Annotated in this window: 30 protein-coding genes; 13 read left to right on the plus strand and 17 right to left on the minus strand. The window is 70.0% G+C overall.

Annotated elements, in window-relative coordinates:
• The 3 genes from FK268_RS00005 to FK268_RS00015 form a co-directional block, all read right to left on the minus strand.
• The coding region (locus FK268_RS00005) for a pyruvate kinase (protein ID WP_231706850.1) at nucleotides 1-517 on the minus strand (517 nt) is incomplete at its 3' end.
• A gap of 10 nt (nucleotides 518-527) precedes the next feature.
• Nucleotides 528-1,529 (minus strand): prolipoprotein diacylglyceryl transferase, encoded by a 1,002-nt coding sequence (gene lgt, locus FK268_RS00010; RefSeq protein ID WP_146429970.1) that lies wholly within the window; start codon nucleotides 1,527-1,529, stop codon nucleotides 528-530.
• Between the two features lie 33 nt (nucleotides 1,530-1,562).
• The gene (locus tag FK268_RS00015) at nucleotides 1,563-3,083 is read right to left on the minus strand and encodes an ArnT family glycosyltransferase (protein ID WP_146429972.1); all 1,521 of its coding nucleotides are present in this window, start codon (nucleotides 3,081-3,083) and stop codon (nucleotides 1,563-1,565) included.
• A gap of 109 nt (nucleotides 3,084-3,192) precedes the next feature.
• Here FK268_RS00015 and FK268_RS00020 point away from each other — a divergent pair, with 109 nt between their 5' ends.
• The 3 genes from FK268_RS00020 to FK268_RS00030 are packed head-to-tail and all read left to right on the plus strand — an operon-like array spanning nucleotide 3,193 to nucleotide 5,974.
• Complete coding sequence (locus tag FK268_RS00020; RefSeq protein WP_146429974.1) at nucleotides 3,193-4,290, plus strand: sensor histidine kinase; 1,098 nt, start codon at nucleotides 3,193-3,195, stop codon at nucleotides 4,288-4,290.
• Entirely contained in the window at nucleotides 4,287-4,913 is a 627-nt protein-coding gene (locus tag FK268_RS00025; RefSeq protein ID WP_146429976.1) for a response regulator, read from the plus strand. Before FK268_RS00020 ends, FK268_RS00025 begins: the two co-directional genes overlap by 4 nt.
• Nucleotides 4,910-5,974, plus strand: coding sequence for a lycopene cyclase family protein (locus FK268_RS00030; RefSeq protein ID WP_146429978.1), 1,065 nt, complete (start codon nucleotides 4,910-4,912; stop codon nucleotides 5,972-5,974). Before FK268_RS00025 ends, FK268_RS00030 begins: the two co-directional genes overlap by 4 nt.
• Here FK268_RS00030 and trxA read toward each other — a convergent pair.
• Nucleotides 5,943-6,311, minus strand: a complete 369-nt coding sequence (gene trxA, locus FK268_RS00035) for a thioredoxin (protein ID WP_146429980.1) — start codon at nucleotides 6,309-6,311, stop codon at nucleotides 5,943-5,945. The genes FK268_RS00030 and trxA overlap by 32 nt on opposite strands.
• Before the next feature lie 130 nt (nucleotides 6,312-6,441).
• Between trxA and FK268_RS00040 the strand changes: the two genes are divergently transcribed.
• On the plus strand, nucleotides 6,442-7,005 hold the full coding sequence (locus FK268_RS00040; RefSeq protein ID WP_146429982.1) for a LysM peptidoglycan-binding domain-containing protein: 564 nt from the start codon (nucleotides 6,442-6,444) through the stop codon (nucleotides 7,003-7,005).
• A 78-nt stretch (nucleotides 7,006-7,083) separates the two neighbouring features.
• Here FK268_RS00040 and FK268_RS00045 read toward each other — a convergent pair whose 3' ends face one another.
• Nucleotides 7,084-8,307 carry an acyl-CoA dehydrogenase family protein gene (locus FK268_RS00045; protein WP_146429984.1) on the minus strand — a complete coding sequence of 408 codons (1,224 nt, stop codon included), beginning with the start codon at nucleotides 8,305-8,307 and terminating at the stop codon, nucleotides 7,084-7,086.
• A 130-nt stretch (nucleotides 8,308-8,437) separates the two neighbouring features.
• On the opposite strand from FK268_RS00045, the gene FK268_RS00050 reads away from it, so the two are divergent.
• A complete protein-coding gene (locus tag FK268_RS00050) occupies nucleotides 8,438-8,887 on the plus strand; it encodes a MarR family winged helix-turn-helix transcriptional regulator (RefSeq protein WP_146429986.1) in 450 nt (149 codons plus the stop codon).
• 1 nt (nucleotide 8,888) lies between these two features.
• On the opposite strand, the gene FK268_RS00055 is transcribed toward FK268_RS00050, so the two are convergent.
• A complete protein-coding gene (locus FK268_RS00055) occupies nucleotides 8,889-10,409 on the minus strand; it encodes an AMP-binding protein (RefSeq protein ID WP_146429988.1) in 1,521 nt (506 codons plus the stop codon).
• A gap of 93 nt (nucleotides 10,410-10,502) precedes the next feature.
• On the opposite strand from FK268_RS00055, the gene FK268_RS00060 reads away from it, so the two are divergent.
• From FK268_RS00060 to FK268_RS00090, 7 genes are all read left to right on the plus strand, one after another.
• Nucleotides 10,503-10,667 carry a ribbon-helix-helix domain-containing protein gene (locus tag FK268_RS00060; protein ID WP_146429992.1) on the plus strand — a complete coding sequence of 55 codons (165 nt, stop codon included), beginning with the start codon at nucleotides 10,503-10,505 and terminating at the stop codon, nucleotides 10,665-10,667.
• 4 nt (nucleotides 10,668-10,671) lie between these two features.
• Nucleotides 10,672-10,992: a VOC family protein gene (locus FK268_RS00065; RefSeq protein WP_146429995.1), complete on the plus strand. Its 321-nt coding sequence runs from the start codon at nucleotides 10,672-10,674 to the stop codon at nucleotides 10,990-10,992.
• On the plus strand, nucleotides 10,962-11,816 hold the full coding sequence (locus FK268_RS00070) for a class I SAM-dependent methyltransferase (protein WP_438695947.1): 855 nt from the start codon (nucleotides 10,962-10,964) through the stop codon (nucleotides 11,814-11,816). Before FK268_RS00065 ends, FK268_RS00070 begins: the two co-directional genes overlap by 31 nt.
• Before the next feature lie 38 nt (nucleotides 11,817-11,854).
• Complete coding sequence (locus tag FK268_RS00075; protein WP_146430001.1) at nucleotides 11,855-12,766, plus strand: bifunctional helix-turn-helix transcriptional regulator/GNAT family N-acetyltransferase; 912 nt, start codon at nucleotides 11,855-11,857, stop codon at nucleotides 12,764-12,766.
• The gene (locus tag FK268_RS00080) at nucleotides 12,763-13,458 is read left to right on the plus strand and encodes an MgtC/SapB family protein (protein WP_146430004.1); all 696 of its coding nucleotides are present in this window, start codon (nucleotides 12,763-12,765) and stop codon (nucleotides 13,456-13,458) included. The genes FK268_RS00075 and FK268_RS00080 overlap by 4 nt, the downstream gene beginning before the upstream one ends.
• A 78-nt stretch (nucleotides 13,459-13,536) precedes the next feature.
• The gene (locus FK268_RS00085) at nucleotides 13,537-14,163 is read left to right on the plus strand and encodes a TetR/AcrR family transcriptional regulator (protein ID WP_146430007.1); all 627 of its coding nucleotides are present in this window, start codon (nucleotides 13,537-13,539) and stop codon (nucleotides 14,161-14,163) included.
• Nucleotides 14,160-15,179: a hypothetical protein gene (locus FK268_RS00090; RefSeq protein WP_146430010.1), complete on the plus strand. Its 1,020-nt coding sequence runs from the start codon at nucleotides 14,160-14,162 to the stop codon at nucleotides 15,177-15,179. Before FK268_RS00085 ends, FK268_RS00090 begins: the two co-directional genes overlap by 4 nt.
• A gap of 24 nt (nucleotides 15,180-15,203) precedes the next feature.
• On the opposite strand, the gene FK268_RS00095 is transcribed toward FK268_RS00090, so the two are convergent.
• From FK268_RS00095 to FK268_RS00110, 4 genes are all read right to left on the minus strand, one after another.
• A complete protein-coding gene (locus FK268_RS00095) occupies nucleotides 15,204-15,659 on the minus strand; it encodes a hypothetical protein (protein ID WP_146430013.1) in 456 nt (151 codons plus the stop codon).
• A 320-nt stretch (nucleotides 15,660-15,979) separates the two neighbouring features.
• Nucleotides 15,980-16,516: a DinB family protein gene (locus FK268_RS00100; protein WP_146430016.1), complete on the minus strand. Its 537-nt coding sequence runs from the start codon at nucleotides 16,514-16,516 to the stop codon at nucleotides 15,980-15,982.
• Nucleotides 16,517-16,618: 102 nt separating this feature from the next.
• Complete coding sequence (locus tag FK268_RS00105; protein ID WP_146430018.1) at nucleotides 16,619-17,872, minus strand: multidrug effflux MFS transporter; 1,254 nt, start codon at nucleotides 17,870-17,872, stop codon at nucleotides 16,619-16,621.
• Nucleotides 17,873-17,940: 68 nt separating this feature from the next.
• Nucleotides 17,941-18,960, minus strand: coding sequence for a zinc-dependent alcohol dehydrogenase family protein (locus FK268_RS00110; protein ID WP_146430020.1), 1,020 nt, complete (start codon nucleotides 18,958-18,960; stop codon nucleotides 17,941-17,943).
• Nucleotides 18,961-19,146: 186 nt separating this feature from the next.
• Here FK268_RS00110 and FK268_RS00115 point away from each other — a divergent pair, with 186 nt between their 5' ends.
• On the plus strand, nucleotides 19,147-20,055 hold the full coding sequence (locus tag FK268_RS00115) for a helix-turn-helix transcriptional regulator (RefSeq protein ID WP_146430022.1): 909 nt from the start codon (nucleotides 19,147-19,149) through the stop codon (nucleotides 20,053-20,055).
• A 115-nt stretch (nucleotides 20,056-20,170) separates the two neighbouring features.
• Here the strand turns inward: FK268_RS00115 and FK268_RS00120 are convergent, their stop codons facing one another.
• From FK268_RS00120 to FK268_RS00150, 7 genes are read right to left on the minus strand one after another with little or no spacing between them, the layout of a single operon-like run.
• Nucleotides 20,171-20,557, minus strand: a complete 387-nt coding sequence (locus FK268_RS00120; RefSeq protein WP_146430024.1) for a metal-sulfur cluster assembly factor — start codon at nucleotides 20,555-20,557, stop codon at nucleotides 20,171-20,173.
• Complete coding sequence (gene sufU, locus FK268_RS00125; protein WP_068533895.1) at nucleotides 20,554-21,012, minus strand: Fe-S cluster assembly sulfur transfer protein SufU; 459 nt, start codon at nucleotides 21,010-21,012, stop codon at nucleotides 20,554-20,556. The genes FK268_RS00120 and sufU overlap by 4 nt, the downstream gene beginning before the upstream one ends.
• Nucleotides 21,012-22,283 (minus strand): cysteine desulfurase, encoded by a 1,272-nt coding sequence (locus FK268_RS00130; RefSeq protein WP_146430025.1) that lies wholly within the window; start codon nucleotides 22,281-22,283, stop codon nucleotides 21,012-21,014. The genes sufU and FK268_RS00130 overlap by 1 nt, the downstream gene beginning before the upstream one ends.
• Nucleotides 22,280-23,050 (minus strand): Fe-S cluster assembly ATPase SufC, encoded by a 771-nt coding sequence (gene sufC / locus FK268_RS00135; RefSeq protein ID WP_146430028.1) that lies wholly within the window; start codon nucleotides 23,048-23,050, stop codon nucleotides 22,280-22,282. The genes FK268_RS00130 and sufC overlap by 4 nt, the downstream gene beginning before the upstream one ends.
• 21 nt (nucleotides 23,051-23,071) lie before the next feature.
• On the minus strand, nucleotides 23,072-24,247 hold the full coding sequence (gene sufD, locus FK268_RS00140) for a Fe-S cluster assembly protein SufD (protein ID WP_146430030.1): 1,176 nt from the start codon (nucleotides 24,245-24,247) through the stop codon (nucleotides 23,072-23,074).
• Nucleotides 24,247-25,677, minus strand: coding sequence for a Fe-S cluster assembly protein SufB (gene sufB / locus FK268_RS00145; RefSeq protein ID WP_146430032.1), 1,431 nt, complete (start codon nucleotides 25,675-25,677; stop codon nucleotides 24,247-24,249). Before sufB ends, sufD begins: the two co-directional genes overlap by 1 nt.
• Nucleotides 25,674-26,363 carry a helix-turn-helix transcriptional regulator gene (locus FK268_RS00150; RefSeq protein ID WP_146430033.1) on the minus strand — a complete coding sequence of 230 codons (690 nt, stop codon included), beginning with the start codon at nucleotides 26,361-26,363 and terminating at the stop codon, nucleotides 25,674-25,676. The genes sufB and FK268_RS00150 overlap by 4 nt, the downstream gene beginning before the upstream one ends.
• Nucleotides 26,364-26,401: the final 38 nt, after the last annotated feature.

A 26,401-nucleotide genomic window follows, 5' to 3' on the forward strand; every position in this document is an offset into this window, starting at 1 on the left:
TCTCCGACAACGCCGGCACCGAGACATTCATCCCCGGCAACGAAACACCCTTGTTGTTCGAGACCGGACCGCCCTCAGTGACCTCGCAGACCACGTCATCGCCGTCCACCGAAACGACCCGCAGGCCGACCTTGCCGTCGTCGACCAACAGCCGATCACCCGGGCGAGCGTCCTGCGCCAACTCCTTGTACGTGGTCGACACACGATCATGGGTACCGACCACGTCCTCGACGGTGATCCGCACCGTCTCCCCCGTCTCCCACACGGTGCGGCCATCGCCCGCGAAACGGCCCAGACGGATCTTCGGGCCCTGCAAGTCCGCGAGGATGCCCACCGCCCGACCAGTCCTATCCGAGGCGGCACGGACGCGGCTGTAATTCACCGCATGATCGGCGTGCTCGCCGTGGCTGAAATTCAGGCGCGCAACATCCATGCCCTCCTCCACGAGAGCAAGGACCTTCTCATCGGTTCCGACAGCAGGGCCCAGGGTGCAGACGATCTTGGTTCGACGAGTCACGGTGTCCACGTTAGTCCTCCTTATTCCGCGATGTGGAGTCTCCCGGCAACCCGCCGGTATCCATCTGACGAACATCAGCCTCCGCGTCACCGTCGGACTCGGCGGACTCGGTCGATCCGTCCTGCTCGGCGGCTGCTTTCGACGGCGCCGGCTCCGGCTGGTCGAGCAGGACCGAGTCCTCCCGTCCCTTCGGGGCGAGGAGGAAGTACGCCACGGCGCCGGCGAAGACGAGCGCCGCGGTGAAGACGTTGATGCGCACGCCGAAGATCAGCGTCGCGTGGTCGTCGCGCATCAGCTCGATGAAGAAGCGGCCCAGGCAGTAGCCCGCCACGTACAGCGCGAACAGGCGGCCGTGGCCGATGCGGAACCGCCGGTCGACGATCACGAGGAAGCCCGCGACCAGCAGGTTCCAGATCAGTTCGTACAGGAAGGTCGGCTGCACCACGGCGAGCACGACGCCCGTGCTGTGCCCGTCGAGCACGTCGGGCCCGCGCTGGCCCACGTCGTTGGCGCGCTCGAAGATCTCTAGGCCCCAGGGCAGCGTCGTCGGGCCGCCGTAGAGCTCCTGGTTGAACCAGTTGCCGAGCCGGCCGATCGCCTGCGCGACGATGATCGCGGGCGCGATCGCGTCGGCGAAGGGCCCCAGCTTGATGCCCATCTGCCGGCATCCGATCGCCGCTCCGACGCCGCCGAGAGCGACCGCACCCCAGATGCCGAGACCGCCGTCCCAGATGCGGAAGACCGCGCCGATGCCGCCGCCGCCGGGGCCGAAGTAGGTGCTGAAATCGGTCATCACGTGGTACAGCCGGCCACCGATGAGGCCGAAGGGCACGGCCCACACGGCCACGTCGACGACCTGGCCGGGCTTGCCGCCGCGCGCCACCCAGCGACGGTCGCCCCACCAGCAGGCGACGATGATGCCGACGATGATGCACAGCGCGTACGCGCGGATCGGGATGGGCCCGAGGTGCCACACGCCCTGGGCGGGGCTCGGAATGCTCGCGAGGATCACGCCCGTCACCCTACTGACAGGGCGGACGGGACGTCACTGCGAGCGCAGCCGCTCCCACAGCTCGGGCCAGGCGACGGTGCGCCCGGTGTAGAACTGCACCACCGGATCGCCGTGGTCGCCGGGTGCGGGCACCGCGCGACGGTGCGCGAAGGCAGCGTCGAGCACCGGGGACGGCTCGCCGATCCACACCACCGAGCGGGCGTCGTCCGGCGGGCGTCCGAAGTAGTAGTACGCCCGGTGACCGCTGTACGCGCGGGGCAGCCCCTCGTCGCGGCCGAAGTAGTCGACGGCGGCGGCGAACGGATAGCTCTCGGCGACGATGACGGCGCCGTCGAGTTGGGCCGGCGGGAGGGTCCGGTACGCGGCGACGACGGTGTCCGACAGCCGCTGGAGCAGGGTGTCGCCGTCGATGAGCATCGTCGCCGGCGCGCGCAGCGGCGGCGTGCCGATCCGTTCCGCCATCGCCGGCGACCACACGGGCGCGCTCGCGACCCAGCTCGCCGCCGACCCGAGGAGGGCCAGGACGGCGACCGCCCGGAGGATCCCGTGCGCACGCCGTCCGCGCCGCGCGACCCACCGCTCGACGACGACGGCGCCCGCCGCCATCGGGAGCGCGTAGACCGAGGCCAGGTAGTAGGCGCGACCGTGGGTCACGACGATCGTGACGACGACCAGCACCAGTGCGACACCGAGGAAGCGGTACGGACGCAGGTCCCGCGTGCGCAGCAGCGCCACGACACCGGCGAGCAGCAGGGGCAGGCCGAGGAGGAGTCCCGCCCCGAACAGCCCGACCAGCGCGAAGCCCGCGCCGCCCGGCCATTCCGCGCGGACCACGGCGCCCATCCGGGTGTACGCCCAGTCGTGGCCGGCCTGCCACCACAGCGTGGGGACGATCGCGGCCACCGCGACCGCGCCTCCGGCCCACAGTGCCGGCCGGGTGAGCAGCCGACGGGGCCCGCACGCGAGGGCAGCGACCACCACGGCGATCCACAACGCGGGCACCAGGAACTTCGTCAGGAGGGACAGCGCGGTCACGACCCCGGCGAGGAGCAGGAGCCGGTCATCGCGGGTGCGCACCCACCGGACCAGTAGATAGACGATGACGGTCCACCACAGCGGGTCGAGCGAGTACGTCGCGAGCCAGTGGCCGACGGCGCTCACCAACGACATCGCGACGGCCGCGGCGGCGAAGGCCTGCGCCCACGCCCGCCCGCCGAGCTCGCGGGCGATCAGTCCGGCGAGCAGGGTGATCGCGACGACGGCGAGCGTCGCGGGAAGCCGCAGCACCACGAGGTTCCCGTGCGCGATCCGGTCGAGGCCCGCGGCGAGCAGCGGCACCAAGGGCGGCTGGTCGAAGTAGCCCGCGGCCGGGTGGTCCCGTCCGGCGACGACGAAGTAGGCCTCGTCGAAGAAATGGCCGTAGTTGCGGCTACCGATCAGCATCACGGCGAGCACGACGGTGCCGATCAGGGCCAGCGGCAGCCGCGCGACGGGCGGTGGGCCGCCGGCCGTGACGGCTTCGGCTCGGGTTTCGGGGGTGACCTGCGATGTCATGCCGTCGACCCTCGCGCACACCGCCGCCCGCGCGGTAGCGCCGTTCGGCGGCACGTCGACCGACGAAAGGAGGTATCGGCACCGTCGGGGCCGTCCTTACGATGAGTCCATGCCCCTCGACCCCGGACCCCGCACGCGCGCCGCCCAGGCCGCGCTTCTCGGGGTGACCGCGGCCGGCACCGTCGCGCTGGTGATCGCCCTCTTCCCGGCCCTGCGCGGCGCGGGCCTGTGGTCGGGGGCGGCGGCGATGTTCGTCGCGTCCGTCGCCGTCGGGGTGTTGCGCCCGGTCCTCGCGGCCCCGGTCGTCGCGGCGACCGGCTGCGTCCTCGTCCTCGGCCCGTGGTCCGAGGCCACCTCTTCGGGCGCCGCGATCTGGGTCGCGGTCGCCGCCTCGCTCGTCTCCTCCGCGGCCGCGCAGACGGTGCGGGACCGCCGCGAGGCCGTGATCGCCTTCCTCCCGTTCGCCGTCTTCGCCGCGGCCGTCGCCGCGTCCTCGCATTCCGTGTGGGGCGCACTCGGCTCGCTGGCGCCGGTGCTCGGCGGCACCACGTTCGGACTGGCGCTGCGGCTGCGTGCGGCCCAGCGGGAGCGCCGGGCGTTCGCCGCGCGCCAGGCGAGGGCCGACGAACGGCTGGCGTTGGCCGCCGAGCTCCACGATCTGGCCACCGCTCGGCTCACGCGGATCGTGCTCGCCGCGCGCACCTCCGGGCAGCCCGGCATCGAGGAGGACGCACAGGCCGCGCTCGCCGACCTGCGGCGCGTGGTGGTCGGACTGCAGACCGCCGACGCGCCGTCGGCGCCGTTGGACCTCGGCGGGCTCGTCACGGCCTCCGAGGTCGCCGGGACCCTCGGTGCGGCGGTCGGCCGGGCCCGCGACGCCGGGCAGCGCGTCGACCTGTCGGGCGCGGTCGCGGAGCCGCTCCCCCGCGCGACGGCGGATTGCCTTGCGCGGGTGCTCGAAGAGGGCCTGGCGAACGCGCGCAAGCACGCCGCGGGGGCGCCGGTCGACGTCGAGGTGACCGCGCGCGGCGTCCGCGTGCACAATCCGTCGTCGCACGCCGATGCCGACCTGGCGTCGACCGGTAGCGGCACGGGCCTGCGGGGCCTGGCGGCACGCACCGAGCTCGTCGGCGGGACGCTGCGGCACGGTCCCTCGCCCGACGGTGGCTGGACCCTGCAGGCCGACTTCCCGGCGGCCGCCCGATGACGGTGCGCGTGCTGGTGGCCGACGACGACCCGCTCGTACGGGAGTACCTGCGGTCGGTGCTGTCCGCCGAAGTCGACCTCGACGTGGTGGCGACCGCCGCCGACGGGGCCGCGGCGGTCGAGGCCGGCATCGCGCACGCGCCACAGGTCGCGCTGCTCGATGTGCGGATGCCCGGCGTCGACGGGATCGTTGCGACCCGCGCGTTGCGCGAGCTGGAACCGCCGGTCGCGGTCGTTCTGATCACCACCCTGGATACCGATGCGGTCCTGGTCGACGGCCTGGCGGCGGGTGCCGCGGGCTTCGTGGTGAAGACGGCCGAACCGGGGCTGCTGGCGTCCGCCGTGCGGACCGCGGCCGCCGGGGGGTCGCTGCTCTCCCCCGATGCACTGGCCCGACTCGTGCGCCTCGCCGACGACCGCCCGCGCCGCGATCCCAGGATCGACGACCTGAGCGAGCGCGACCGCGACGTCCTGCGGGAGCTGGCGACGGGCGCCTCGAACGCGGAGATCGCGGCGCGACTGTTCCTCGCCGAGTCCACGGTGAAGGGCTACGTCTCCGCGCTGATGACGCGGCTGGACTGCGCGAACCGCACCCAGCTCGCGCTGCTCGGGGCAGCCCTATGAGCGGCGGTCCGGATCTCGTCGTTCTCGGGCTCGGCCCGGCGGGGCGTGCGCTCGCGCACCGGGCGGCCGCCGCGGGCCTGACCGTGCGGGCCTTCGATCCCGCGCCCGACGCGCGGTGGCGGCGCACACTCGGGCTCTGGGCCGACGAGCTGCCGGATTGGCTCTCCGACGGGGTCGTCGCCGCGGTCTCGTCGCCGGCGGTGATCGCGCGGACCCGGCACGCGCTGCGCCGCGACTACGCGGTGCTCGACGTGGACGCGCTGCAGGACGCGCTGCCCCTCGACGGGGTGGACGTCCGGGCGGAACGGGCGGGGCGAGACGGGCACGACGACGCGTTCGTCGTCGACGCGCGCGGACCGTCGGCCTCGAGCGGCGCGCCCCGGCAGACGGCGGCCGGGGTGCTGGTCCCCGTGGGTTCGCACGACGAGCTGTGGATGGACTGGCGACCGGCGCCGGGCGTGCCGGACTCGGCGCCGGCGTCGTTCCTCTACGCCGTTCGGGTCTCCGAGGACGCCCTGCTGCTCGAGGAGACCTGCCTCGCGGGCGCGCCCGCGCCGGCCGTCGACGAATTGCAGGCGCGGCTCCGCGCCCGGCTGGCCGACCGCGGCATCGCGGCCGGTGCACTGTATGAGCAGGTCGACTTCCCACTGCTGTCCCCCGGTCCCCGCCGCGGGCGCGGCTGGTGCGGGCTGGGCGTGCGCGGCACCACGCTCCATCCGGCGACGGGCTACTCCGTGGCGGGATCGCTGGCCTTCGCCGACGACGCGGTGGCGGCGCTGCACGCGGGCCGCAACCCCGTCGGGCCCGACGCGGTCGCGGCGCACCGCCTCCGGGCGGCCGCGCTGCGCGCGCTGTTGGGAATGTCCGCACACGAACAACGCGCGTTCTTCGAGGTCTTCTTCGGGCTCCCCGATCGGCACATACGCGCCTTCCTCTCCGGTCGGCCCACGACGACGACGAACGCCGCAGCGATGGCTGCGGCGTTCGCGGCGGCGCCGTGGGGGCTGCGCCGGCGCCTGGCGCGTGCTGTTACTCCGCCGGGTTCTCGCCCGCGGCGCTGAAGTCGGCCTGCTCGATCTCGAGCGAGCGGGCCTGGCCGATGAGGTCCTCCAGGGCCGCCGGCGGCAGCGCCCCGGCCTCGTTGTAGACGAGGTTGCCCTTCTTGAAGACCATCAGCGTGGGGATCGAGCGGATGTTGGCCGCGGCGGCGAGGCTCTGCTCGGCCTCGGTGTCCACCTTCGCGAAAACCACGTCGGGGTGTGCGTCCGATGCCTTCTCAAAGGTCGGCGCGAAGGCCCGGCAGGGCCCGCACCAGGAGGCCCAGAAGTCCACCAGCACGATATCGTTGCCGGTCACGGTCTGATCGAACTTGTCTGCGGTCAATTCAACTGTCGCCATACCCTCCCCAACGAATTTGCCGACTCCATGATTCCCATTCGCCAAAATGTCGGATGGGATCGCTATTGTCTACTCGGGCGTGCATCCGCGCGCCACATGTACACCGAGTACATCTACTAAGGGGATACACATGACCGACGTGCTTCGCGCAGGTAACCAGCTCGGCCTCGGAGAGACTCTCGACTCCCTCAACGGCGGCTACACGCTGACCCTGCAGAGCGATGGCAACCTCGTGCTCACCGAGGGCGCCGGCACCGTGGTGTGGGCCAGCGGCACCGACGGCAAGGGCGTCGAGCGGGCCAACTTCCAGACCGACGGCAACTTCGTGCTCTACAACGGCGCCGGCGAGGGCGTCTGGTCGACCAACACCGAGGGCACCGGTGCCGACCGCATCGTCCTGCAGGACGACCGCAACCTCGTCGTGTACGCGGGCGACGCCGACAAGTGGGCCTCCAACACCGCCACCGACGCGCCGGCGCCGGCCCGTCAGGCCGCCCCGGAGCCCGAGCCCGTCGCCGCCGAGGCGCCGGCCGCTCCCGCGCCGCGCACCCACACCGTTGCTTCGGGCGACACCCTGTGGGCCATCGCCGAGCAGTACCTGGGCGACGGCAACCGCTACACCGAGATCGCGCAGCTGAACAACATCGAGAACCCCGATCTCATCAACGTCGGCCAGGTCATCACCATCCCCTGATCGTCCGACGCGGATACGCGAACCGGCCGGCCTCCCCCGCGGGAGGCCGGCCGGTTCCGTGTCGCGGTCGTTCGGTGGCTATTCGCCGCGGAGCAGTCCCTTCGCGACGTGGGTCACCTGGATCTCGTTGCTGCCCGCATAGATCATCAGCGACTTCGCATCGCGGGCGAGTTGCTCCACGCGGTACTCGGCCATGTAGCCGTTGCCTCCGAAGAGCTGGACGGCCTCCATCGCCACCTCCGTCGCAGCGCGCGAGCTGTAGAGCTTCATCGCCGAGGCCTGCGCCAGCGTGGGCGGCTTACCGGCGCGCGACGCCTCGATCGCGGTGAACAGCATGTTCTGCACGTTGATCCGCGCCACCTCCATCTCGGCGAGCTTGAGCTGGATGAGCTGGAACTTTCCGATCTCCTGGCCCCACAGCGTGCGCGAGCGGGCGTAGTCGATCGACAGCCGCTGCGCCTCGTTGATGATGCCGAGCGCGAGCGCCGCGATCCCGATGCGCTCGGCCGTGAAGCCGGCCTTGGCGGAGGCGCCACCGCCACCGGGGGTCTCCTCCGTCTCGCCGAGGAGCCGGTCCGCGCCGACGCGCACGTCGTCGAAGAAGAGCTCGCCGGTGGGCGAGCTCATCATGCCCATCTTCTTGAAGGCCTTGCCCTGGGTCAGCCCCTCCATGCCGGTGTCGAGCACGAAGGTGAGCACCTTGCGGTCGCGGATCGGCGTACCGTCGCCCTCGTCGAGCTTGGCGAAGACCACGATCGTGTCGGCGTGCGGGCCGTTGGTGATGAAGGTCTTCTGCCCCTTGAGGATGTAACCGCCGGCGCCGTCGCGACGGACCGTCGTCTTCATGCCACCGAGGGCGTCCGAGCCGCTGTCGGGCTCGGTGATCGCCCACGCGCCGACCTTCTCCATCGTGACCAGCTCGGGCAGCCAGCGCTTCTTCTGCGCGAGGGTGCCGCGGGACTTGATGGTGGAGACCGTCAGCCCCATGCTCACGCCCATCGAGCCGATGAGGCCCAGGCTCACGCCCGCCATCTCGACGTTGAGGATGAGGAACATCGACGAGCTGAGCGTGCTCGACCCGCCCCCCTTCGGCTTCTCGCCGGCCTCCTCCGCCGCCAGCTCCGCCTCGAGGTTCTCGCGGTTGACCTGGTCGATACCGAAGGTCTGCAGCATCTTGCGGGTGATGTCGTAGGGCGGGAGCGCGCCCGACTCCAGCTCGTCGACGTGCGGCCGGACCTCCTTGTCGATGAACGCCCGCAGGGCGTCGCGCACCATCAGGTCTTCGTCGGACCACTCGAACACCGGCAACCTCCACCAATAGAACATGTTCTACATACTGGGGTCCATCCTCCCACCCGCGCGGTCCGACGGTGCGCGAACCCCCGACGAAAGCCTTGACCTCAACCATGATCGAGGAATTAGCGTCGAGCCCATGGAGACCTATACGGACGACCGCATCCTCACCCAACCGATCGGCTACTGGGCCAGCATGGCCGGGCGCGCCGTGGTGACCCACATCCGCGCCACCCTCGAACGGCACGGCCTCACCCAGCCGCAGTGGTGGGCGTTGAACTACATCGCCGCCCGGCCCGACGGTGTGCCGCTCGACGAGGTGGTCGAGTTCCACCGCGGCTTCGTCGACACCGATGACGCGCTACGACCCGACGTGACCCGCCTCGTCGCGACCGGACTGCTCGAGGAGACCGGCGATGTCCTCACCGTCAGCGCGGCCGGGCAGCAGCGGCGCGACGAGACCTGGCCCGACGTCCGTGCCGCCCTCGCGAAGATCCGGGACGGCCTCAGCGACGAGGAGTTCATCACCACAGTCCGGTCGTTGCAGCGGATGATCGACAACGTCGGCGCGGCGGCCTGGCACGCCTGAATCAGTTCACCTTGCGCTCCAAGGCGTCCCAGAACGGGGCGCGCAGCACGAACTTCTGGATCTTGCCGGTCGCGGTGCGGGGCAGGGAGTCGACGAAGTCGATCCGCTTGGGGCACTTGTAGCCGGCGAGGTGCTCGCGGGTGTGGGCGATCAGCTCCTCGGCGGTCACACCGTCGGCCACGACGATCGCGGTGACCAGCTCTCCCCACTTCTCGTCGGGGATACCGATGACGGCCACCTCGCGGACGGCGGGATGCAGCGCCAGCGCGTCCTCGACCTCGATCGACGTGACGTTCTCACCACCGGAGATGATCACGTCCTTCTTACGGTCGGCGATCGTCAGGTAACCGTCGTCGAACGTGCCGCGATCGCCGGTGTGGAACCAGTCGCCCTCGAGGGCCGCGGCGGTCTCGACGGGCTTGTTCCAGTACGCGGTGAGCGCATGATTGGTGCGGGTGAGGATCTCGCCGTCCTCGTCGATCGCGAGCTCCACGCCGAGGGCCGGGGTGCCCGCGCGGCCGAGCCTGCGGGCGACCTCCATCGGGTCGTCGCCGGCCCACTCGGCACGCTCACGGTTCACGGTGAGCAGCGGCGAGGTCTCGGTGAGGCCGTAGATCTGGATGAACTCCCAGCCCAGCTCGAACCGCACGCGGTGGATCACCCGCGTGGGCGGCGGGGCGCCCGCGCAGATGACGCGCACCGTGCCACTGCCCGGGATCGGCCCGTCCCACTCGGCCGCGGCGTCGAGCGCCGCGGTCACCACCGCGGGCGCGGCACACATGATCGTCACACCGTGGTCGCGGACGCGGCGGAGGATCTCGGCACCGTCGACCTTGCGCAGGACCACGTGCTTGATCCCGATCCCGGTGGCGGCGAACGGCATCCCCCAGCCGTTGGCATGGAACATCGGCAGGGTGTGCAGCAGGACGTCGTTGTCGGTGAGGGCCACGTGCAGGCCGAACACCGTGGCGTTGAGCCACAGGTTCCGGTGCGTGAGCTGCACGCCCTTGGGCCGCGCGGTGGTGCCCGAGGTGTAGTTGATGGTGGCGGTGGCGTTCTCGTCACCGGCCCACGGCACGGGCGCGGCCGCGCTGCCGAAGATCCGCTCGTCGTCGCGGCCGAGCACGAAGACGCGCTTCGCGCGGACGGTCTCGGCGAGGTGCTCGACCTCCGGATCGAGCAGCAGCACCTCGGCGCCGGAATCCTCGACGATGTACTCGACCTCGGCGGGCGCGAGGCGGAAGTTGATCGGCACCAGGATCCGGCCCCAGCCGGAGACGCCGAAGAACGAGGTCAGCAGCCGCGCGGCGTTCTGCGAGACGATCGCGACGCGTCCGCCGACGGGGACGCCGAGCTCGTCGAGCCGGGCGGCCTGCCCGCGGGCGAGGGCCGCCATCTCGGCGTAGGTCTTCTCGCCCCACGACAGTGCCGGCTGATCCGGCTCGTCGACCATGCCGACGCGGTCGGGATAGACGATCTCGGCACGGTTCAGGAAGTCGAGCACACCCAGATTCACGAACATGCGGCCCAGGCTATTGCCGTCGCACACCCTTGCGCGGCGAGTCCGGCAAACAGACCCTGGCGCCACTCCGGCTAGCTTGCTAGCATGCTAGCCATGGGAGACGAGGTGAAGCAGTTCAACGTGTACCTGCCGGCCGCATTGATCAAGCGGATCAAGTTGCACGCGTTGGAGACCGAGCAGTCGCTGTCGGCACTGTCGGCCGCCGCTCTGACCGAGTACCTCGCCGCCCATTCCCCCGATCCCGCCACCGAGGAGTAGCGACATGTCCACATCCGGCGTCGACGCCTTCTACATCACCACCCACAACTGGGGTGCCACCGCCAAGTTCCTGACCGGTCTCGGCTTCACCATCGACTTCGAGACCGATCACAACTCGGGCCAGCTCACCGCCCCGGAGGGACCGTCGATCTTCGTCGCCGAGGTCCCCGCGTCCGAACCGACGGAGATCTCCCCGGTGGTGCGCATCGACGACGAGGCCGGATTCGACGCACCCTTCGCCGACACCCACTACGGGGCCCGCGAGGCGACGCTCCGCGATCCGGACGGCCGCACGTGGGTGGTCCAAGCGCCGGGACCGCGATGAACACCATCGCCCCCGAGGACACCGCCGCCCGCACCGCACTGTGGCGTGCTCTGCACGCCGAGCTCGATCGCTCCCCCGTCCTCACCGACACGATCGGCCTCGACCTCCTCGCGCCGGCACCGGACTGGCGCGACCGCGGCGACATGGACCCCGACTTCACGCGCGGGATGCGCGCCTGGGTGGCGACCCGCTCGCGGATCGTCGAGGACCTCGTCCTGAGCAGTGGTGTCGGTCAGTACGTGCTGCTCGGCGCCGGCCTGGACACCTTCGCCCAGCGCCACCCGGACTCGGCAGCCACCGTCTTCGAGGTCGACGAGCCGGGCCCTCAGCAGTGGAAGCGCACTCGTCTCGCGACACTCGGCCTGCTCGCGGACCGGCAGCGATTCGTCCCCGTCGACTTCGAGTCCGACGGGGACTGGCTCACCCGCCTCCGCGCGCTGGGGTTCGACGACCTCCGCCCCGCCGTCGTCTCCTCCCTCGGGGTGTCGATGTACCTGACCCGCGCGGCGACCTCCGCCACTCTCGACACCGTCGTCGGACTCGCACCCGGCACCGTATTCGCGCTGACCTATCAGCCGCCCACGGAATCGCTGTCCGGCGCGGACCGCCGCGCCCGCGAGGTCAGCATGGCCGGCGCCGAGCGCAACGGCACTCCGTTCCTGTCCTTCTACACCGCCCGCGAAGCAGCGGATCTCGCCCGAGCCGCGGGCTTCTCCACCGTGGAGACGGTCTCCACCGAGAACGCCACCGACAGGTATTTCTCCGGCCGGACCGACGGGCTCGCCCCGGCCCACGGCGAGGAGATGCTGATGGCCACGGTCTGACGTTGCCGCCGCGCATTCCTCTGACTAAAGTCAGAGATATGAAGGAGCAGGTAAGCGGCGTCCGGCGTTTCAACCGGGCGGTCACGCAGCGGCTCGGCGTGCTGCAGGACCGCTACCTCGCGCGGGACCGGCCCCTCGGGCAGGCGCGACTGCTCTGGGAGATCGGGCGGTCACCCGGCGGCGTCGACGTCCGCGACCTGCGGGAGCGCATGGATCTCGATTCGGGCTACCTCAGCCGCCTGCTCCGCGCATTGGAGTCCGACGGGCTGGTCACCGTCGTCGGGGCCGACGGTGACGGTCGGGTCCGGACCGCGCGGGTCACCTCCGAGGGCGCCGCGGAGTACGACGAGCTGGAGGCACGCTCCGAGGACGCCGCCCGCGCCCTGCTGGACCCGCTGTCGGAGGGGCAACGAGCACGGCTCGTCACGGCGATGCAGGAGGTGGAGCGACTGCTGCTCGCCTCGCTGGTGCGGATCGACGATGCCCGCCCCGACTCGCCCGAGGCGCGGTTCGCCGCCCTCGCCTACTACGCCGAACTCGCGGACCGGTTCCCCGACGGTTTCGATCCCGACATCGGCGGCGCCGTCGCCGATCCGTCGATCACCCCTCCGGCCGGACTCCTGCTCGTGGCGACGCTGCGCGGCGAGACGGTCGGATGCGGCGCACTCACCTACCAGGAGGACGGCCACGCCGAGGTCAAGCGCGTCTGGGCCGCACCGTCGGTGCGCGGATTGGGGCTCGGGCGGCGGATCATGTCCGAGTTGGAAGAGCGCGCACGGGCCGCGGGCGTGCGGACCCTGCGGCTCGACACGAACGGCAACCTCACCGAGGCGATCGGCCTGTACCGGAAGCTCGGGTACCGCGAGGTGGAGCGGTACAACGACAATCCCTACGCCCACCACTGGTTCGCGAAGGACGTGGCGACGATCGGCCCTATCATCTCCGCATGACCGACATTTCCCTGGCCGAGATACTGCTCCGGCTGGTCGCCGCGCTCCTCTTCGGCATCGCGATCGGTGTCGAGCGCCAGTGGGCGGCGTTCAACGCGGAACTCCAGACCAACGCGCTCGTCTCCCTCGGATCCGCCCTGTTCGTCGTGTTCGGCGCGATGAGCTTCGCCGGATCCTCGGGCGACCCTCGGCGTGTGGCGGCGCAGGTCGTCACCGGCATCGGATTCCTCTGCGGCGGAGTGATCCTCAAGCAGGGCGCCACCGTCCTCGGACTCAACACGGCGGCGACGCTCTGGTCGTCCGCGGCCATCGGCTGCCTCTGCGCGGCGGGCATGTTCGCGGTGGCGGTCCTGGGGACCGTGGCCGTGGTCAGCTGCAACATCTCGTTGCGTTGGCTGAGCCGGGCGATCGGGCGGCGCGGCGCCAACCCCCTCGGCGTCGCCTCCGAGTACCTGGTCGAGGTGGACTGTTCGCTCCGCGAGGAGAGCGCGGTCCGCGACCGCCTGTTCGAGGAGTTCCGCGACCGGCGGTTCGCCGTCAGTGCGGTGCGGACCACGGACGATGCGACCGGGGCCCGGATCTCCGTCGACGTGACCGTGCGCGGAGGGACGGACGCCCGGTTCACCGAGGCCGTCGACGCGCTCGGCCTGGTCCCCGGTGTCACCGCGGCACGCTGGACCGCGGCCCGCTGAGCGTCGACCCCACCCGGTGCGGCGTCCGATGAGCAGACCTCGACATTTTTAAACAGGGCTGTTAACTTCTGTGCCACCATGTCAGATACCAACCGCCATGAGGCAGCCTCGTTCATCCAGACCGCGCGTCGAGCACAACTCGTGGCGTGCGCGATCGAGGTGATCGCCGAGGAGGGACTGGCACGCGCTTCGACGGTGCGCATCGCCGAACGCGCGGGCGTGAGCCGGGGGGTCCTCACGTACCACTTCACGAGCCGGGCCGAGCTGATCGACGAGGTCATCAATCACGTGTACGACCTCGCAGGCACGATGCTGCTGCCCCGCATCGCCCAGGCCGCGACCCCCCGGGAAGCGCTGCGGGAGTTCATCGGTGGCAGCGTCGACCTCTATCTCACCCATTCGATGGAGATGGCCGCGCTGACGGCGATATTCGGCGCAGCTGCGGGCGACGAAGGCGTTCAACGAGCGAGGCACGAACGCCACGGACTCGAGATGCGCGATCTCGCCCGCCTACTCGAAGACGGTCAAGCGCAAGGCCAGTTCCGCGACTTCGACGTGGCCGTGATGGCCCGCGCGATCAGGGGGGCACTCGACGCCGCGCTCAGCCACGTCGCTCAGAGCGGAGAAGCAGAACCGTACAAGTCGGAGCTGCAGACCTTGTTCGATGCCGCCACGACCACCACGACCGCAAGGGAGGCACCATGAACCTCGCCGGGCAGGGACGTCTGAAAGCAGCCTGGACACTCGCTCTTCTCGCACCGTTGTGCGCGGAACTCACGTTCACCGCCGTCGCCGTTCCGGCGACATGGCTGGCGCTACCGATACTCGTCCTGATCTATGGAGCCGGGGTCCTGCTCATCCGCGAGGCGGTGGTGCGCGTCGGCGGCGGCTGGCCGAGCCTGATCACCCTCGGCCTCGCCTACGAGCTCGCCGAAGACGGCCTCGGACTCCAGGCCCTGACCAGCCCCACCATGTACGGAGCCGGCGAGTGGGGCTGGCGAGTAGGAGGCCTCAACCTCACCTACTGGGAGGCCCAGGTCGGCGTGCACACCGTCTTCAGCGTGCTTGTGCCGATCATGCTCGTCGGTGTCATCTTCCCGCAGCACCGAGCTCGGCCGTTCCTCAGGACCGGCGGCATGATCGGCGTCGGGATCACCGCGATCCTCGGCGTGGCGGTGGTGCGCCTCACCATCTCCGTACAAGAGGATCCCGGCTACAACTCCTCCGTCGGCACGGTGATCGTCTTCACCGTGGCCGTCGCCGCCCTCGCCGCCGTCGCTCTCGCAGTGCTTCCCCGAGTTGCGCTCCCCGCTGTCACGCCGCTGCCCGCAACCTGCGCCCGAGTGGGTCTCGTCTCCGGGATCGCGTGCGCCGCATTCCTGTTCCTGCTCATGCCACCCGGACTCCGCAAAGACACCGGACCAGCACTCAGCGGCCTGCTCCCCCATCCGATCCTGCTGGCACTCGCCGCGTTCGTCGCCGTGGTCGCCGCGGCGCTCCTCCTTCGCTTCGCAGCTGACCCCGGGTTCGACGATCTGCACCGGATCTGGCTCGCCGGAGGCATCGGCGTGGCCCACACCCTGTTCATGACAGCCAGGCTGACCCCCACCACGATCACCGCAGGCGCGATCACCGTTGTGCTGGAGATCGGAGCACTCGCGCTCTTGGCCCGGCGTGTCCGGAGCCGACGAACGAGTGCGACACGCGAACACGCCTACTAGGCACTGCGCCCCTTCGCGCGGGCGCTACCGGTTGTAGGTACCGGTGCAACTCGCGTGCGCCGTGTTCAGGTACCCCCAGCCCCACTTGACCGTCGTATCGGCGGTCACACGGACGGGTCCCGAGCCGGTGTCGATGTTCGAGAACCACCCGTCACCACTGGTCAGGGTCCCGTGTGCGCCGCTCCTCAGGTTCTGCCAGGTGAGGGTCCCCGAGGTCTTCGGCATCACCGTGAAGATTCCGGCGTTGTACCGCGATGCATCAGCGGTGGTCGACAGCCAGGTGTGGCCCGCGACCGGATATCCCCCGTTGCGGCCGTCACGGTCGGAAGCATTGACCGAGACACCTTCACTGGTACACACCAATGCGTCCCCGCCGGCGGCGTGAACGACGCCGGCGGAGAGCGAGAAGGTCGTGGCGACGACGGCGGAACCCGCCGCGACAGCGGTCAGAGCGTGTTTGGCGGAACGGAACAAGGACATGGCGAACTCCTCGCGTGAGCGGGTGGTGTCTGCGGACAGTGCGTTCGGAGCGAGATCCACGGCTCTACAGATCCGGTCCGGTCATCGGGTCCGAAGGCCTCCCGCCCCTCGGACGAGCGCGGTAGTCGTCGCGGTGTTCGCGGCGTGATCGCTACCACTATCCTTAGTGTCGAACACTACGTCTATCGCGTTACTGACTCGATCCGACGAACCCACGCCCGCGGGTCCATCCACCGGAGGCAGACCCTCCCGATCCGGTCTCAGCGCCAACCGTCCAGTGGCACACTGAGGATTCTGGGCCGCGCCCCGAGCGGTCATCATCACGGGCAATCACCCAGTGGCCGAGCGCGGAACAAATCGCGCAGAAGCGTGATCTCGGCACCGTGGTGGATCAGTTCCCGTTGGGTGTGCAAAACGATCGAGAGCGTCGACCAATCGGCGAGGGCGTCGCCCGGCGTGCCGGCAGCAGCTGCGAGATCGTCGACGCTCAACTCTTCGACACCGTGGCTCCATGCCCGGTAGGCATCGTCAAGCCGATGCAGTGCTCGTTCCGCGGTCTCGGGGTATCGGTACGTGGCGAAATCGACCGCTGGATGCCCGAAACGCTCCAGGCCGCTGTCGAGGAGGAAGATCAGGTGTCCCAACCTCCACCCGATAGTGGTGACAGGCGCCGGCTCCGGCGGCGGGATGGCGAAGTCGGCGACGAACCCGCCGTCAGCGGGCCGGACTGTCCACATGCCCTCGACGGGTTCCCAGAGGTACTCGTCGTCGGTCAGGCCGGCTAAGTGGGGCCGCAGCTGCCTGGTCCAATGGTCCTCGATTTGGGCACGGATCTCTGCGTTCCAGTCGATTGTCATAGTCCCGATGTTGACGTCGGCTTCCACCGTCGACAACTGAATTCGCGGGACCGCTTCCGCCGGCCGGCACCTCAGCGCGACCGACGCCCTCCGTCCCGCAGATCAGACCTGGGTTGAGACCTCGGCGAGGTCTGGGGCGTCGGTCACCGCCGACCGGTGCACTGACGGGTGTCCGACGAGTACTACCAGTGCGAGCAGCGAGAGGAAGACGCAGGAGACGGTGACGATGCCCAGCGGGAGCACGGCGGTCGCGCCGCCCAGGCCCACCAGGGGCGCGGCGATGCCGCCGAGGCCGAAGCGGGCGCAGCCCAGGACCGAGGAGGCGGTGCCGGCCAGCTCGGGGTAGCCGGCCAGCGCCAAGGATGCCGCCGGCGGTGCGGCGAATGCGACGCCGGAGGCGAGGACGAACAGCGAGACCAGAACGACGACGAGCGGCGCGCCCACCAGGCCGGTATAGAGCAGGCCGAGGGATCCGAGGCCGGTGATGAGGACGCCGAGGCCGAGGGTGCCGCGCTCGGACCAGCGGTCGGCGGTGCGGCCTCCGATCCAGCCGAAGATCATGTACCCGGCGGAGTTCGCGCCGAAGGCCATCGCGTAGCCCTGCGGGGACAGCCCGTAGCCGTCCTGGAGGATGTAGGTCGCCCCGGACAAGTAGGCGAACAGCGCCGCGTGCGTGAGCCCGCAGATCAGCACCGCGCCGACGAAGAGCTTGTCGGAGAAGAGCTTGCGGAAGTCGCGCCCGGACTGCTTCATGCCACCGCTGGTGCGCATCTCCTTCGGGAGGGTCTCCCGGTAGATCGCGAGGGTGGCGGCCATTATCAGCGCGCCGAGGCCGGCGAGGAAGAGGAAGATTCCGCGCCAGTCGGTGAAGCGGGCGAGCTGGCCGCCGAGGAAGGGGCCGATGATCGCGGCGAGGCCGCCGAGGACGGTGACCTTGCCGTAGAAGCGGATGAGCGCGCTACCGGAGTACACGTCGCGGCCTGCGGCCTGGGAGATGACGATGCCGACCGCTCCGGCCAGGCCCTGGACGAGACGGGCGATGATGAGCGTCTCGATCGACGGGCTGATCGCGCACAGCACAGAGGCCGCGATGTAAGCGACGAGGCCCACCATCAGCGGGAGCTTGCGGCCGAACCGGTCGGACAAGGGTCCGGCGATCATCTGCCCGGCGGCCAGGCCGATGAGGCAGGCGGTGAGGGTGAACTGGGCGGCCGAGGTCGTCGAGCTGAGCTCTGAGGTCAGCGCCGGGAGTACGGGGAGATACAGGTCCATCGAGATGGGACCGAAGACGGTCAGCAGCAGGAGCAGCGTCGCGAGGGCGGGTCCTGCCTTGCGGGCGGTGTCTGTGGAAGTCACGGCGGTCTTTCGTTCGTGGTCATGGGTGAGCGCCCCGGAACGCGGCCGGCGGGGTGCTCGGGTGCACGTCAGACGGTGAGGAGCACCTTGGTGGCGCGGCGCTCGTCCATCGCCTTGTAGCCCTCGGCCGCGTCCTCGAGGGGCAGCTCGAGGTCGAAGACGACGCCCGGGTCGATCTGGTCGCGCATGATCAGGTCGATGAGCTCCGGCAGGAAGCGGCGCACGGGTGCGGGGCCGCCGAGCAGGTTGACCGTGGCGAAGAACAGGTCGAGTCCGTCGAGCTCGACACCGTGAGAGACGCCGACGTAGCCGACGTGGCCGCCGGGGCGAGTCGCGCCGATCGCCTGGGTCATGGATTCCTGGGTGCCGACGGCTTCGATCGTGGAGTGCGCGCCGTAGCCGTCGGTCAGCTCCTTGATCTTCGCGATCCCGGCTTCTCCGCGCTCCTCGACGACGTCGGTCGCGCCGAACGTGCGGGCGAGCGTCTGGCGCTCGGCGTGGCGGGACATGGCGATGATCCGCTCCGCGCCGAGGCGCTTGGCGGCGAGGATCCCGAGCAGGCCGACGGCTCCGTCGCCGACGACGGCGACGGTCTTGCCCGGTCCGGCCTCGGCGGCAACGGCGGCGAACCAGCCGGTGCCGAGCACGTCGGAGGCGGCGAGCAGGCTGCGCGCCTGGGCTTCGGTGGGTTCGCCCGGGACCTTGACCAGGGTGCCGTCGGCCAGCGGGATGCGGGCCTTCTCGGCCTGGGTGCCGATCGCGCCCATCATCACCTGGTGGACGCAGCGGGACTGGAACCCGGCCCGGCAGATCTCGCAGGTGTTGTCGGAGGCGACGAACGAGCCGACGACGTAGTCGCCGACCTGGATGTCCTTGACGTCCCCGCCGACCTGCTCGACGACGCCGATGTACTCGTGGCCCATCGGGGCGTCGTGCACCGGCTCCGCGCCGCGGTAGGGCCACAGGTCGGAGCCGCAGATGCAGGAGGCGGTGACGCGGATGACCGCGTCGGTGGGCTGTTCGATGATGGGGTCCGGGCGATCCTGGACGCGGACGTCTCCGGGGGCGTGCATGACGACACCACGCATGGGCGGTCTCTCCTTCAACGGGTTCTGGGGCCGGCAGGTGACCGGGATCCGGTCGGGCCGTTCGCGGCGGGCTCCCCCGCCGACGTGCACCCATGCTCGCCCGGTTCTCGCGCGGGCGGGAGCCCCGCTCGATAGGGGTACCGCGAGGGTCTCCCTTACCCACGTACCGCGGCCTACGGTTGTGGCATGGACAACCGAGCAGAGGTGCGCGAGTTCCTCACCTCGCGACGCGCCCGGGTCACGCCCGACCAGGTGGGCCTGCCCGCCGGCACCAACCGGCGGGTCGCCGGCCTGCGCCGCACCGAAGTCGCCACCCTGGCCGGGGTCAGCGTCGAGTACTACACCAAGCTCGAGCGCGGCGCGATCAGCGGCGCGTCCCCGGAGATCCTCGACGCGATCTCGAAGGCGCTGCGCCTGGACGACGCCGAGCGGGCGCACCTGTTCGACCTCGCCCACGCCGCCAGCCCCGTCGCCCGGCCGCCGCGGCGGCGGAACCCGAAGAGCTGGAAGCCCCACCAGAGCCTGCAATGGATGCTCGACGCCGTCACCGGCGGCCCGGCGTTCGTGCGCAACGGGCGGATGGACATCCTCGCGGCCAACACGCTGGCGCGGGCGTTCTACAAGGACGTCTACGACATGCCCGGCGGGATCCAGGGCCAGCCGCCGAACATCGCCCGGTTCACATTCCTCGACGAGCGCGCCCACGACTTCTATCCCGACTGGGACATGTTCGCCGGCGTCACCGTCGCGATCCTGCGCACCGAGGCCGGCCGCGACCCGCACAACAAGGAACTCCACGACCTCATCGGCGAGTTGTCCACCCGCAGCACAGACTTCCGCGCCCGCTGGGGCTCGCACAACGTCCGCCACCACGGCACCGGGTTCAAGACCTTCCACCACGACGTCGTCGGAGAGATGACGCTCTCCTACGAGGGCATGGAGATGGAATCCGAACCCGGCCTGTCGATCACGGTCTACGCCGCCGAACCGAGCTCGCCGTCCGCAGAACGCATGCAGCTGCTCGCCTCCTGGGCCGCGAGCGAGTACGGAACGGCCCAGGAGCCGGCGCGCGACGAGGAGAAGTCCGAACGCTGAGCGCCCTGGTCATCGGTCAGCCGGACTCGCTGGCAGCCCTGCATCACTACGTCGACCGCACAACGAAAAGCCGCCTGAACTGCGATGAAGCAGCTCAGGCGGCCAGCCGAATCTGTCAGACTGTGAAGCCCAGGGCACGCAACTGCTCGCGACCGTCGTCGGTGATCTTGTCCGGGCCCCACGGCGGGAGCCAGACCCAGTTGATCTTGGCGTCGGTCGCCAGGCCCGACGAGACGAGTGCCGCCCGGGTCTGATCCTCGATGACGTCCTGCAGCGGGCAGGCCGCCGACGTGAGGGTCATGTCGATGAGCACCGAGGCGTCGTCCTCGACCTTCAGGTCGTAGACCAGGCCGAGGTCGACCACGTTGATGCCCAGCTCGGGGTCGACCACGTCACGCATGGCCTCCTCGACGTCGAACAGGGTGGGCAGGTTCAGCGGGTTGTCGCCGGCCTGCGCCGGGTCGGCCGCGGTGCCGGCGGCCTCAGCAGTGTTCTCGCTCATGCCGTCTTCTCCTCCGAGTCGATGATCTGGGACAGCGCGTCCTTGAACGCCATCCAGCCGAGCAGCGCGCACTTCACACGCGCGGGGTACTTCGAGACACCGGCGAAGGCGATGCCGTCGCCGATGAGGTCCTCGTCGCCCTCGACCTGCCCCCGTGACTGCAGCATTTCGGTGTACGACTGCAGCATCTTCAGGGCCTCGCCGACGGGCTCACCGATCACCTGGTCGGTGAGCACCGAGGTCGACGCCTGGGAGATGGAGCAGCCCTGACCGTCGTACGAGACGTCCACGACGGTCTCGTGATCGTCGGACAGGTGCACCCGCAGGGTCACCTCGTCGCCGCACGTCGGATTGACGTGGTGCACCTCCGCCTCGAAGGGCTCGCGCAGCCCACGGCCGTGCGGGTGCTTGTAGTGATCCAGGATCACGTCCTGGTACATCTGCTCCATGCGCATCAGATCACCCCGAAGAACTTCTGGGCCTTGACGATCGCCGCGGCGAGCGCATCCACCTCGGCGAACGTGTTGTAGACGCCGAAGGAGGCGCGCGCCGTCGCGGCGACGCCGAACCGGCGGTGCAGCGGCCACGCGCAGTGGTGGCCGACGCGGATGGCGACGCCCTCATCGTCGAGCACCTGTCCGAGGTCGTGGGCATGGATCCCGTCGACCACGAAGGACACGGCACTCCCCCGATCCCGGTTCTCGGTCGGGCCGACGATGCGCAGGCCGTCGATGGCGTCGAGCCGGTCCAGCGCCGCACCGACGAGCGCGTGCTCGTGCGCCGCGACGTCGGCCATGCCGAGCCCGCCCAGGTACTTCACGGCCGCGCCGAGCCCCACGACCTGCGAGGTCATCGGGACGCCCGCCTCGAAGCGCTGCGGCGGCGCGGCGTACGTCGAGCCCTCCAGCGTGACGGTCTCGATCATCGAGCCGCCGGTGATGAACGGCGGCAGCTGCGCGAGCAGCTCGCGCTTGCCGTAGAGCACGCCGACGCCGGACGGGCCGTACATCTTGTGGCCCGAGAAGGCCGCGAAGTCCACGTCGAGATCGGCGAAGTCGACGGGGCTGTGCGGCACGGACTGGCACGCGTCGAGTACGACCAGGGCGCCGACCGCACGGGCGCGCGCGACCAGCTCCGGCACCGGCGCGATCGCACCGGTCACGTTGGAGGCGTGCGTGAAGGCGACGATCTTCACCGAGTCGTCGAGCTCGAGCGAGTCGAGATCGATCCGTCCCTCGTCGGTGACGCCGTACCACTTGAGCGTGGCGCCGGTACGCCGGCAGAGCTCCTGCCAGGGCACGAGGTTCGCGTGGTGCTCGAGCTCGGTGACGACGACGGTGTCGCCTTCGCGCAGGCGGTGCCCGCCGAGGACTCCGGCCGAGCGGTCGTCGCCGAGGGTGTAGGACACCAGGTTCAGCGATTCAGTGGCGTTCTTGGTGAACACCAGCTCGTCGGGCGAGACCCGCACGAACTCGGCGATCGCGGCGCGCGCGTCCTCGTAGGCGTCGGTCGCCTCCTCGGCCAGCTGGTGCGCGCCGCGGTGCACGGCGGCGTTGTGCGTGGTGAGGAACTCCCACTCCGCGTCGAGCACCGGGCGCGGCCGCTGGGACGTGGCGCCGGAATCCAGGTAGACCAGCGGCTTGTCGTCACGGACCGTGCGGGACAGGATCGGGAAGTCGGCGCGGATCGCGTCGATGTCCAGGGCGGACTTCACCGAGGCGGTCATGCTCCGACGGCCTCGGTGAACTTCACGTAGCCGTTCTCCTCCAGCTCGTCGGCCAGCTCGGAGCCGCCCGACTCCACGATCCGGCCGTTCACGAAGACGTGCACGAACTCGGGGTGGATGTAGCGCAGGATGCGGGTGTAGTGCGTGATGAGCAGAACGCCGCCGTGCTCACGCTCGGCGTAGCGGTTGACGCCCTCGGAGACGACGCGCAGCGCGTCGACGTCGAGGCCGGAGTCGGTCTCGTCGAGGATGGCGAACTTCGGCTTGAGCAGGCCCAGCTGCAGGATCTCGTGGCGCTTCTTCTCGCCGCCCGAGAAGCCCTCGTTGACCGAGCGCTCGCCGAACTGCGCGTCGATGGACAGCTCGCCCATCGCCTCCTTGACCTCCTTGACCCAGTGCCGCAGCTTGGGGGCCTCACCGCGGACCGCGGTGGCGGCCGAGCGCAGGAAGTTCGACATGGAGACGCCGGGCACCTCGACGGGGTACTGCATGGCCAGGAACAGGCCGGCGCGGGCGCGCTCATCGACGGTCATCGCGAGAACGTCCTCGCCGTCGAGGGTGATCGAGCCCTGGGTCACCTCGTACTTGGGGTGGCCTGCGATGGCGTAGCTCAGCGTGGACTTGCCGGAGCCGTTGGGACCCATGATCGCGTGGGTCTCGCCCGACTTGATCGTCAGGTCGACGCCCTTGAGGATCTGGATCGGCTCGGCGTTCTCGTCCGCCTGCACGACGTTGACGTGCAGATCGCGGATTTCCAGAGTAGACAACTTGAGTTCCTTCTTCGGGTATCAGACGCCGGCGGTGGCGAGTTCGTGTTCGATGGCCGCGGCGAGCCGCTCGCGCAGCTCGGGGACGGAGATCCGGTCGATCAGCTCCTGGAAGAAGCCGCGCACGACCAGGCGGCGGGCCTCGTCCTCGGGGATGCCGCGCGAGCGCAGGTAGAACAGCTGCTCGTCGTCGAACCGGCCGGTGGCGCTGGCGTGGCCCGCGCCCTCGATCTCGCCGGTCTCGATCTCCAGGTTGGGCACCGAGTCGGCGCGGGCACCGTCGGTGAGCACCAGGTTGCGGTTGAGCTCGAAGGTGTCGGTGCCCTCGGCCTCGGCGCGGATCAGCACGTCGCCCACCCACACGGTGTGCGCATCGGGCAGCTTCGAGGACGGGTCGCCCTGCAGCGCGCCCTTGTAGATCACGTTGGACTTGCAGTTGGGCACCGAGTGATCGACCAGCAGGCGCTGCTCGAGGTGCTGCCCGGCGTCGGCGAAGTACAGGCCGAAGAGCTCGGCGTTGCCGCCGGGGGCGTCGAACTGCACGCGCGGGGTCATGCGGACCAGCTCGCCGCCGAGCTGCACGGCGAAGTGCCGGACGTGTGCGTCGCGCCCGACCCGGACGTGGTGCTGGGTGACCCAGACCGCGTCGTCGGCGAAGTCCTGCGCGTCGATGATCTGCAGCGACGCACCGTCGCCCAGGATGACCTCGACGTTCTCGGCGACGGTGCCCGAGCCGGTGTGGTCGAGGACGACCACGGCGCGGGCGTGCCGCTCGAGGCGGACCTGGACGTGCGAGAACGCGGTCTTCCCCTCGCCCGGCCCGGCGATGCGGACGAAGATCGGCTCGGCGACCTCGGCCTCCTTGGCGACGGTCACCACCGCGGCCTCGGTCATCGAGGTGAAAGCCTGCGCCGCGACCCGGTCGAACGGGACGCCGCCCTGGCCGAGACGCTCGTCGCCCTTGGCGACGGTCTCGAAGGACACGCCGCTCGGCGTCGCGTCGACGGTGGCGGTCACGGCACCGTCGGCCTGCGCGGACCCGTCGTGCAGGCCCCGCAGGCGCCGCAGCGGGGTGAACCGCCACGCCTCGTCGCGGTGGCTGGGGATCTCGAAGGCCGCCGCGTCGAAGGACGTGAACAGCTCGCCCTTGTTGGCGACCGGGTGTGCCTCGACCGCCTCGTTGAGAGTGTTGCTCACTAGCCCACGGACCCTTCCATCTGAAGCTCGATCAGGCGGTTCAGCTCGAGCGCGTACTCCATCGGCAGCTCCTTGGCGATGGGCTCGACGAAGCCGCGCACCACCATGGCCATGGCCTCGTCCTCCGTGAGGCCGCGGCTCATCAGGTAGAAGAGCTGATCGTCCGAGACCTTGGAGACGGTGGCCTCGTGGCCCATCGTCACGTCGTCCTCACGGATGTCCACGTACGGGTACGTGTCCGAGCGGGAGATGGTGTCGACCAGCAGCGCATCGCACTTGACGGTGGACTTGCTGCCGTGCGCGCCCTTGTTGATCTGGATCAGGCCGCGGTAGCTGGCCCGGCCGCCGCCGCGGGCGACCGACTTGCTGACGATGTTGCTCGAGGTGTTCGGCGCGAAGTGCACCATCTTCGAGCCCGTGTCCTGGTGCTGGCCCTCGCCGGCGAAGGCCACGGAGAGCACCTCGCCCTTGGCGTGCTCGCCCATCATCCACACGGCCGGGTACTTCATGGTGACCTTGGAGCCGATGTTGCCGTCGATCCACTCCATGGTGGCGCCGGCCTCGGCCTTGGCGCGCTTGGTGACCAGGTTGTAGACGTTGTTCGACCAGTTCTGGATGGTCGTGTAGCGGCACCGGCCGCCCTTCTTGACGATGATCTCGACGACCGCGGAGTGCAGCGAGTCCGACTTGTAGATCGGCGCGGTGCAGCCCTCGACGTAGTGCACGTAGGCGTCCTCGTCGACGATGATCAGCGTGCGCTCGAACTGGCCCATGTTCTCGGTGTTGATCCGGAAGTAGGCCTGCAGCGGGATGTCCACGTGGACGCCCTTGGGCACGTAGATGAACGAGCCGCCCGACCACACGGCCGTGTTCAGCGCGGAGAACTTGTTGTCGCCCGCGGGGATCACCGAGCCGAAGTACTCCTCGAAGAGCTCCGGGTGCTCACGCAGACCGGTGTCGGTGTCCATGAAGATGACACCCTTCTCCTCCAGGTCGGCGCGGATCGAGTGGTAGACGACCTCGGACTCGTACTGCGCGGCCACGCCGGCGACGAGGCGCTGCTTCTCCGCCTCGGGGATGCCGAGCTTGTCGTAGGTGTTCTTGATGTCCTCGGGCAGGTCCTCCCAGGACTCGGCCTGCTTCTCCGAGGAGCGCACGAAGTACTTGATGTTGTCGAAGTCGATGCCGTCGAGGTCACTGCCCCAGGAGGGCATCGGCTTCTTCTCGAAGATGCTCAGAGCCTTGAGGCGCTGGTTCAGCATCCACTCCGACTCGTTCTTCTTCGCGGAGATGTCGGCGACCACGGCCTCGGAGAGGCCGCGCTGCGCCGAGGCGCCGGCGGCGTCGGAATCGTGCCAGCCGTAGCCGTAGGTTCCCAGGGACGCAATGGTCTCCTCCTGGGACAGCGGGCCGTTCTCGACCGTTGTCATCGAAGCTCCTTAGCGGGTTGCTTGCGGACCACGCGCTCGAGGGGCACGTGGGTGGTGCATGCGCGGTCACCATTGGCGATGGTGGCCAGACGCTGTACATGAGTTCCCAACGCCTGCTCGATCGCCGAAATTTCGGCCTCGCACAGTTCGGGGAACTCGGCTGCGACCTCCGACACCGGGCAGTGGTGCTGGCAGATCTGGACGCCGTTGCCCACTTCCCGGGCATCGGCGGAGAATCCGGCGTCCGAGAGGGCCGCCGCGATCCTACGGGCACCGTTCACCGGGTCCGTGGACTCGGGGTCGACGGTGACCGCACCGATGGCCTGCTCGGCCCGGCGCCGCGCGAAGGTGCGCACCGCCTCCTCGCCGCCGACCTCGCGCAGGGCACGCAGTGCGTCGACCGCCAGGGCGTCGTACCCCTGGCCGAGGCGGCGCCGCCCGGAGGGCGTGAGCAGGAACTTCTTCGCGGGACGTCCCCGCCCACGGCCGCCCAGGCCCGACGGTGGCGCCACCGTCACGTCGCCCGCCTCGAGCAGATTGTCGAGGTGGCGGCGGACGGCGGTGGTCGTGATCCCCAGGGCCTCGCCGATATCGGCCGCGGTGGCCTGGCCCCGGTTCATGAGCAGCCCGACCACGGCGTCACGGGTGTCCCCGTCACGCTGCGCTTCGTGCTGCTCGTTTTTCACAACACGATTGTTTCTTAATTCGCCCGGCACTTCCAGCA

This window comes from Tsukamurella sputi, assembly GCF_007858445.1.
Classification (GTDB): domain Bacteria; phylum Actinomycetota; class Actinomycetes; order Mycobacteriales; family Mycobacteriaceae; genus Tsukamurella; species Tsukamurella sputi.

What these genes read in the sequence shown, in the direction of transcription:
- FK268_RS00015 (WP_146429972.1), bottom strand. Translation starts at nt 3,083, where the DNA reads ATGACATCGCAGGTCACCCCCGAAACCCGAGCCGAAGCCGTCACGGCC.
- FK268_RS00020 (WP_146429974.1), top strand. Translation starts at nt 3,193, where the DNA reads ATGCCCCTCGACCCCGGACCCCGCACGCGCGCCGCCCAGGCCGCGCTT.
- FK268_RS00025 (WP_146429976.1), top strand. Translation starts at nt 4,287, where the DNA reads ATGACGGTGCGCGTGCTGGTGGCCGACGACGACCCGCTCGTACGGGAG.
- FK268_RS00030 (WP_146429978.1), top strand. Translation starts at nt 4,910, where the DNA reads ATGAGCGGCGGTCCGGATCTCGTCGTTCTCGGGCTCGGCCCGGCGGGG.
- trxA (WP_146429980.1), bottom strand. Translation starts at nt 6,311, where the DNA reads ATGGCGACAGTTGAATTGACCGCAGACAAGTTCGATCAGACCGTGACC.
- FK268_RS00040 (WP_146429982.1), top strand. Translation starts at nt 6,442, where the DNA reads ATGACCGACGTGCTTCGCGCAGGTAACCAGCTCGGCCTCGGAGAGACT.
- FK268_RS00050 (WP_146429986.1), top strand. Translation starts at nt 8,438, where the DNA reads ATGGAGACCTATACGGACGACCGCATCCTCACCCAACCGATCGGCTAC.
- FK268_RS00055 (WP_146429988.1), bottom strand. Translation starts at nt 10,409, where the DNA reads ATGTTCGTGAATCTGGGTGTGCTCGACTTCCTGAACCGTGCCGAGATC.
- FK268_RS00060 (WP_146429992.1), top strand. Translation starts at nt 10,503, where the DNA reads ATGGGAGACGAGGTGAAGCAGTTCAACGTGTACCTGCCGGCCGCATTG.
- FK268_RS00065 (WP_146429995.1), top strand. Translation starts at nt 10,672, where the DNA reads ATGTCCACATCCGGCGTCGACGCCTTCTACATCACCACCCACAACTGG.
- FK268_RS00075 (WP_146430001.1), top strand. Translation starts at nt 11,855, where the DNA reads ATGAAGGAGCAGGTAAGCGGCGTCCGGCGTTTCAACCGGGCGGTCACG.
- FK268_RS00080 (WP_146430004.1), top strand. Translation starts at nt 12,763, where the DNA reads ATGACCGACATTTCCCTGGCCGAGATACTGCTCCGGCTGGTCGCCGCG.
- FK268_RS00085 (WP_146430007.1), top strand. Translation starts at nt 13,537, where the DNA reads ATGTCAGATACCAACCGCCATGAGGCAGCCTCGTTCATCCAGACCGCG.
- FK268_RS00090 (WP_146430010.1), top strand. Translation starts at nt 14,160, where the DNA reads ATGAACCTCGCCGGGCAGGGACGTCTGAAAGCAGCCTGGACACTCGCT.
- FK268_RS00095 (WP_146430013.1), bottom strand. Translation starts at nt 15,659, where the DNA reads ATGTCCTTGTTCCGTTCCGCCAAACACGCTCTGACCGCTGTCGCGGCG.
- FK268_RS00100 (WP_146430016.1), bottom strand. Translation starts at nt 16,516, where the DNA reads ATGACAATCGACTGGAACGCAGAGATCCGTGCCCAAATCGAGGACCAT.
- FK268_RS00110 (WP_146430020.1), bottom strand. Translation starts at nt 18,960, where the DNA reads ATGCGTGGTGTCGTCATGCACGCCCCCGGAGACGTCCGCGTCCAGGAT.
- FK268_RS00115 (WP_146430022.1), top strand. Translation starts at nt 19,147, where the DNA reads ATGGACAACCGAGCAGAGGTGCGCGAGTTCCTCACCTCGCGACGCGCC.
- FK268_RS00120 (WP_146430024.1), bottom strand. Translation starts at nt 20,557, where the DNA reads ATGAGCGAGAACACTGCTGAGGCCGCCGGCACCGCGGCCGACCCGGCG.
- sufU (WP_068533895.1), bottom strand. Translation starts at nt 21,012, where the DNA reads ATGCGCATGGAGCAGATGTACCAGGACGTGATCCTGGATCACTACAAG.
- FK268_RS00130 (WP_146430025.1), bottom strand. Translation starts at nt 22,283, where the DNA reads ATGACCGCCTCGGTGAAGTCCGCCCTGGACATCGACGCGATCCGCGCC.
- sufB (WP_146430032.1), bottom strand. Translation starts at nt 25,677, where the DNA reads ATGACAACGGTCGAGAACGGCCCGCTGTCCCAGGAGGAGACCATTGCG.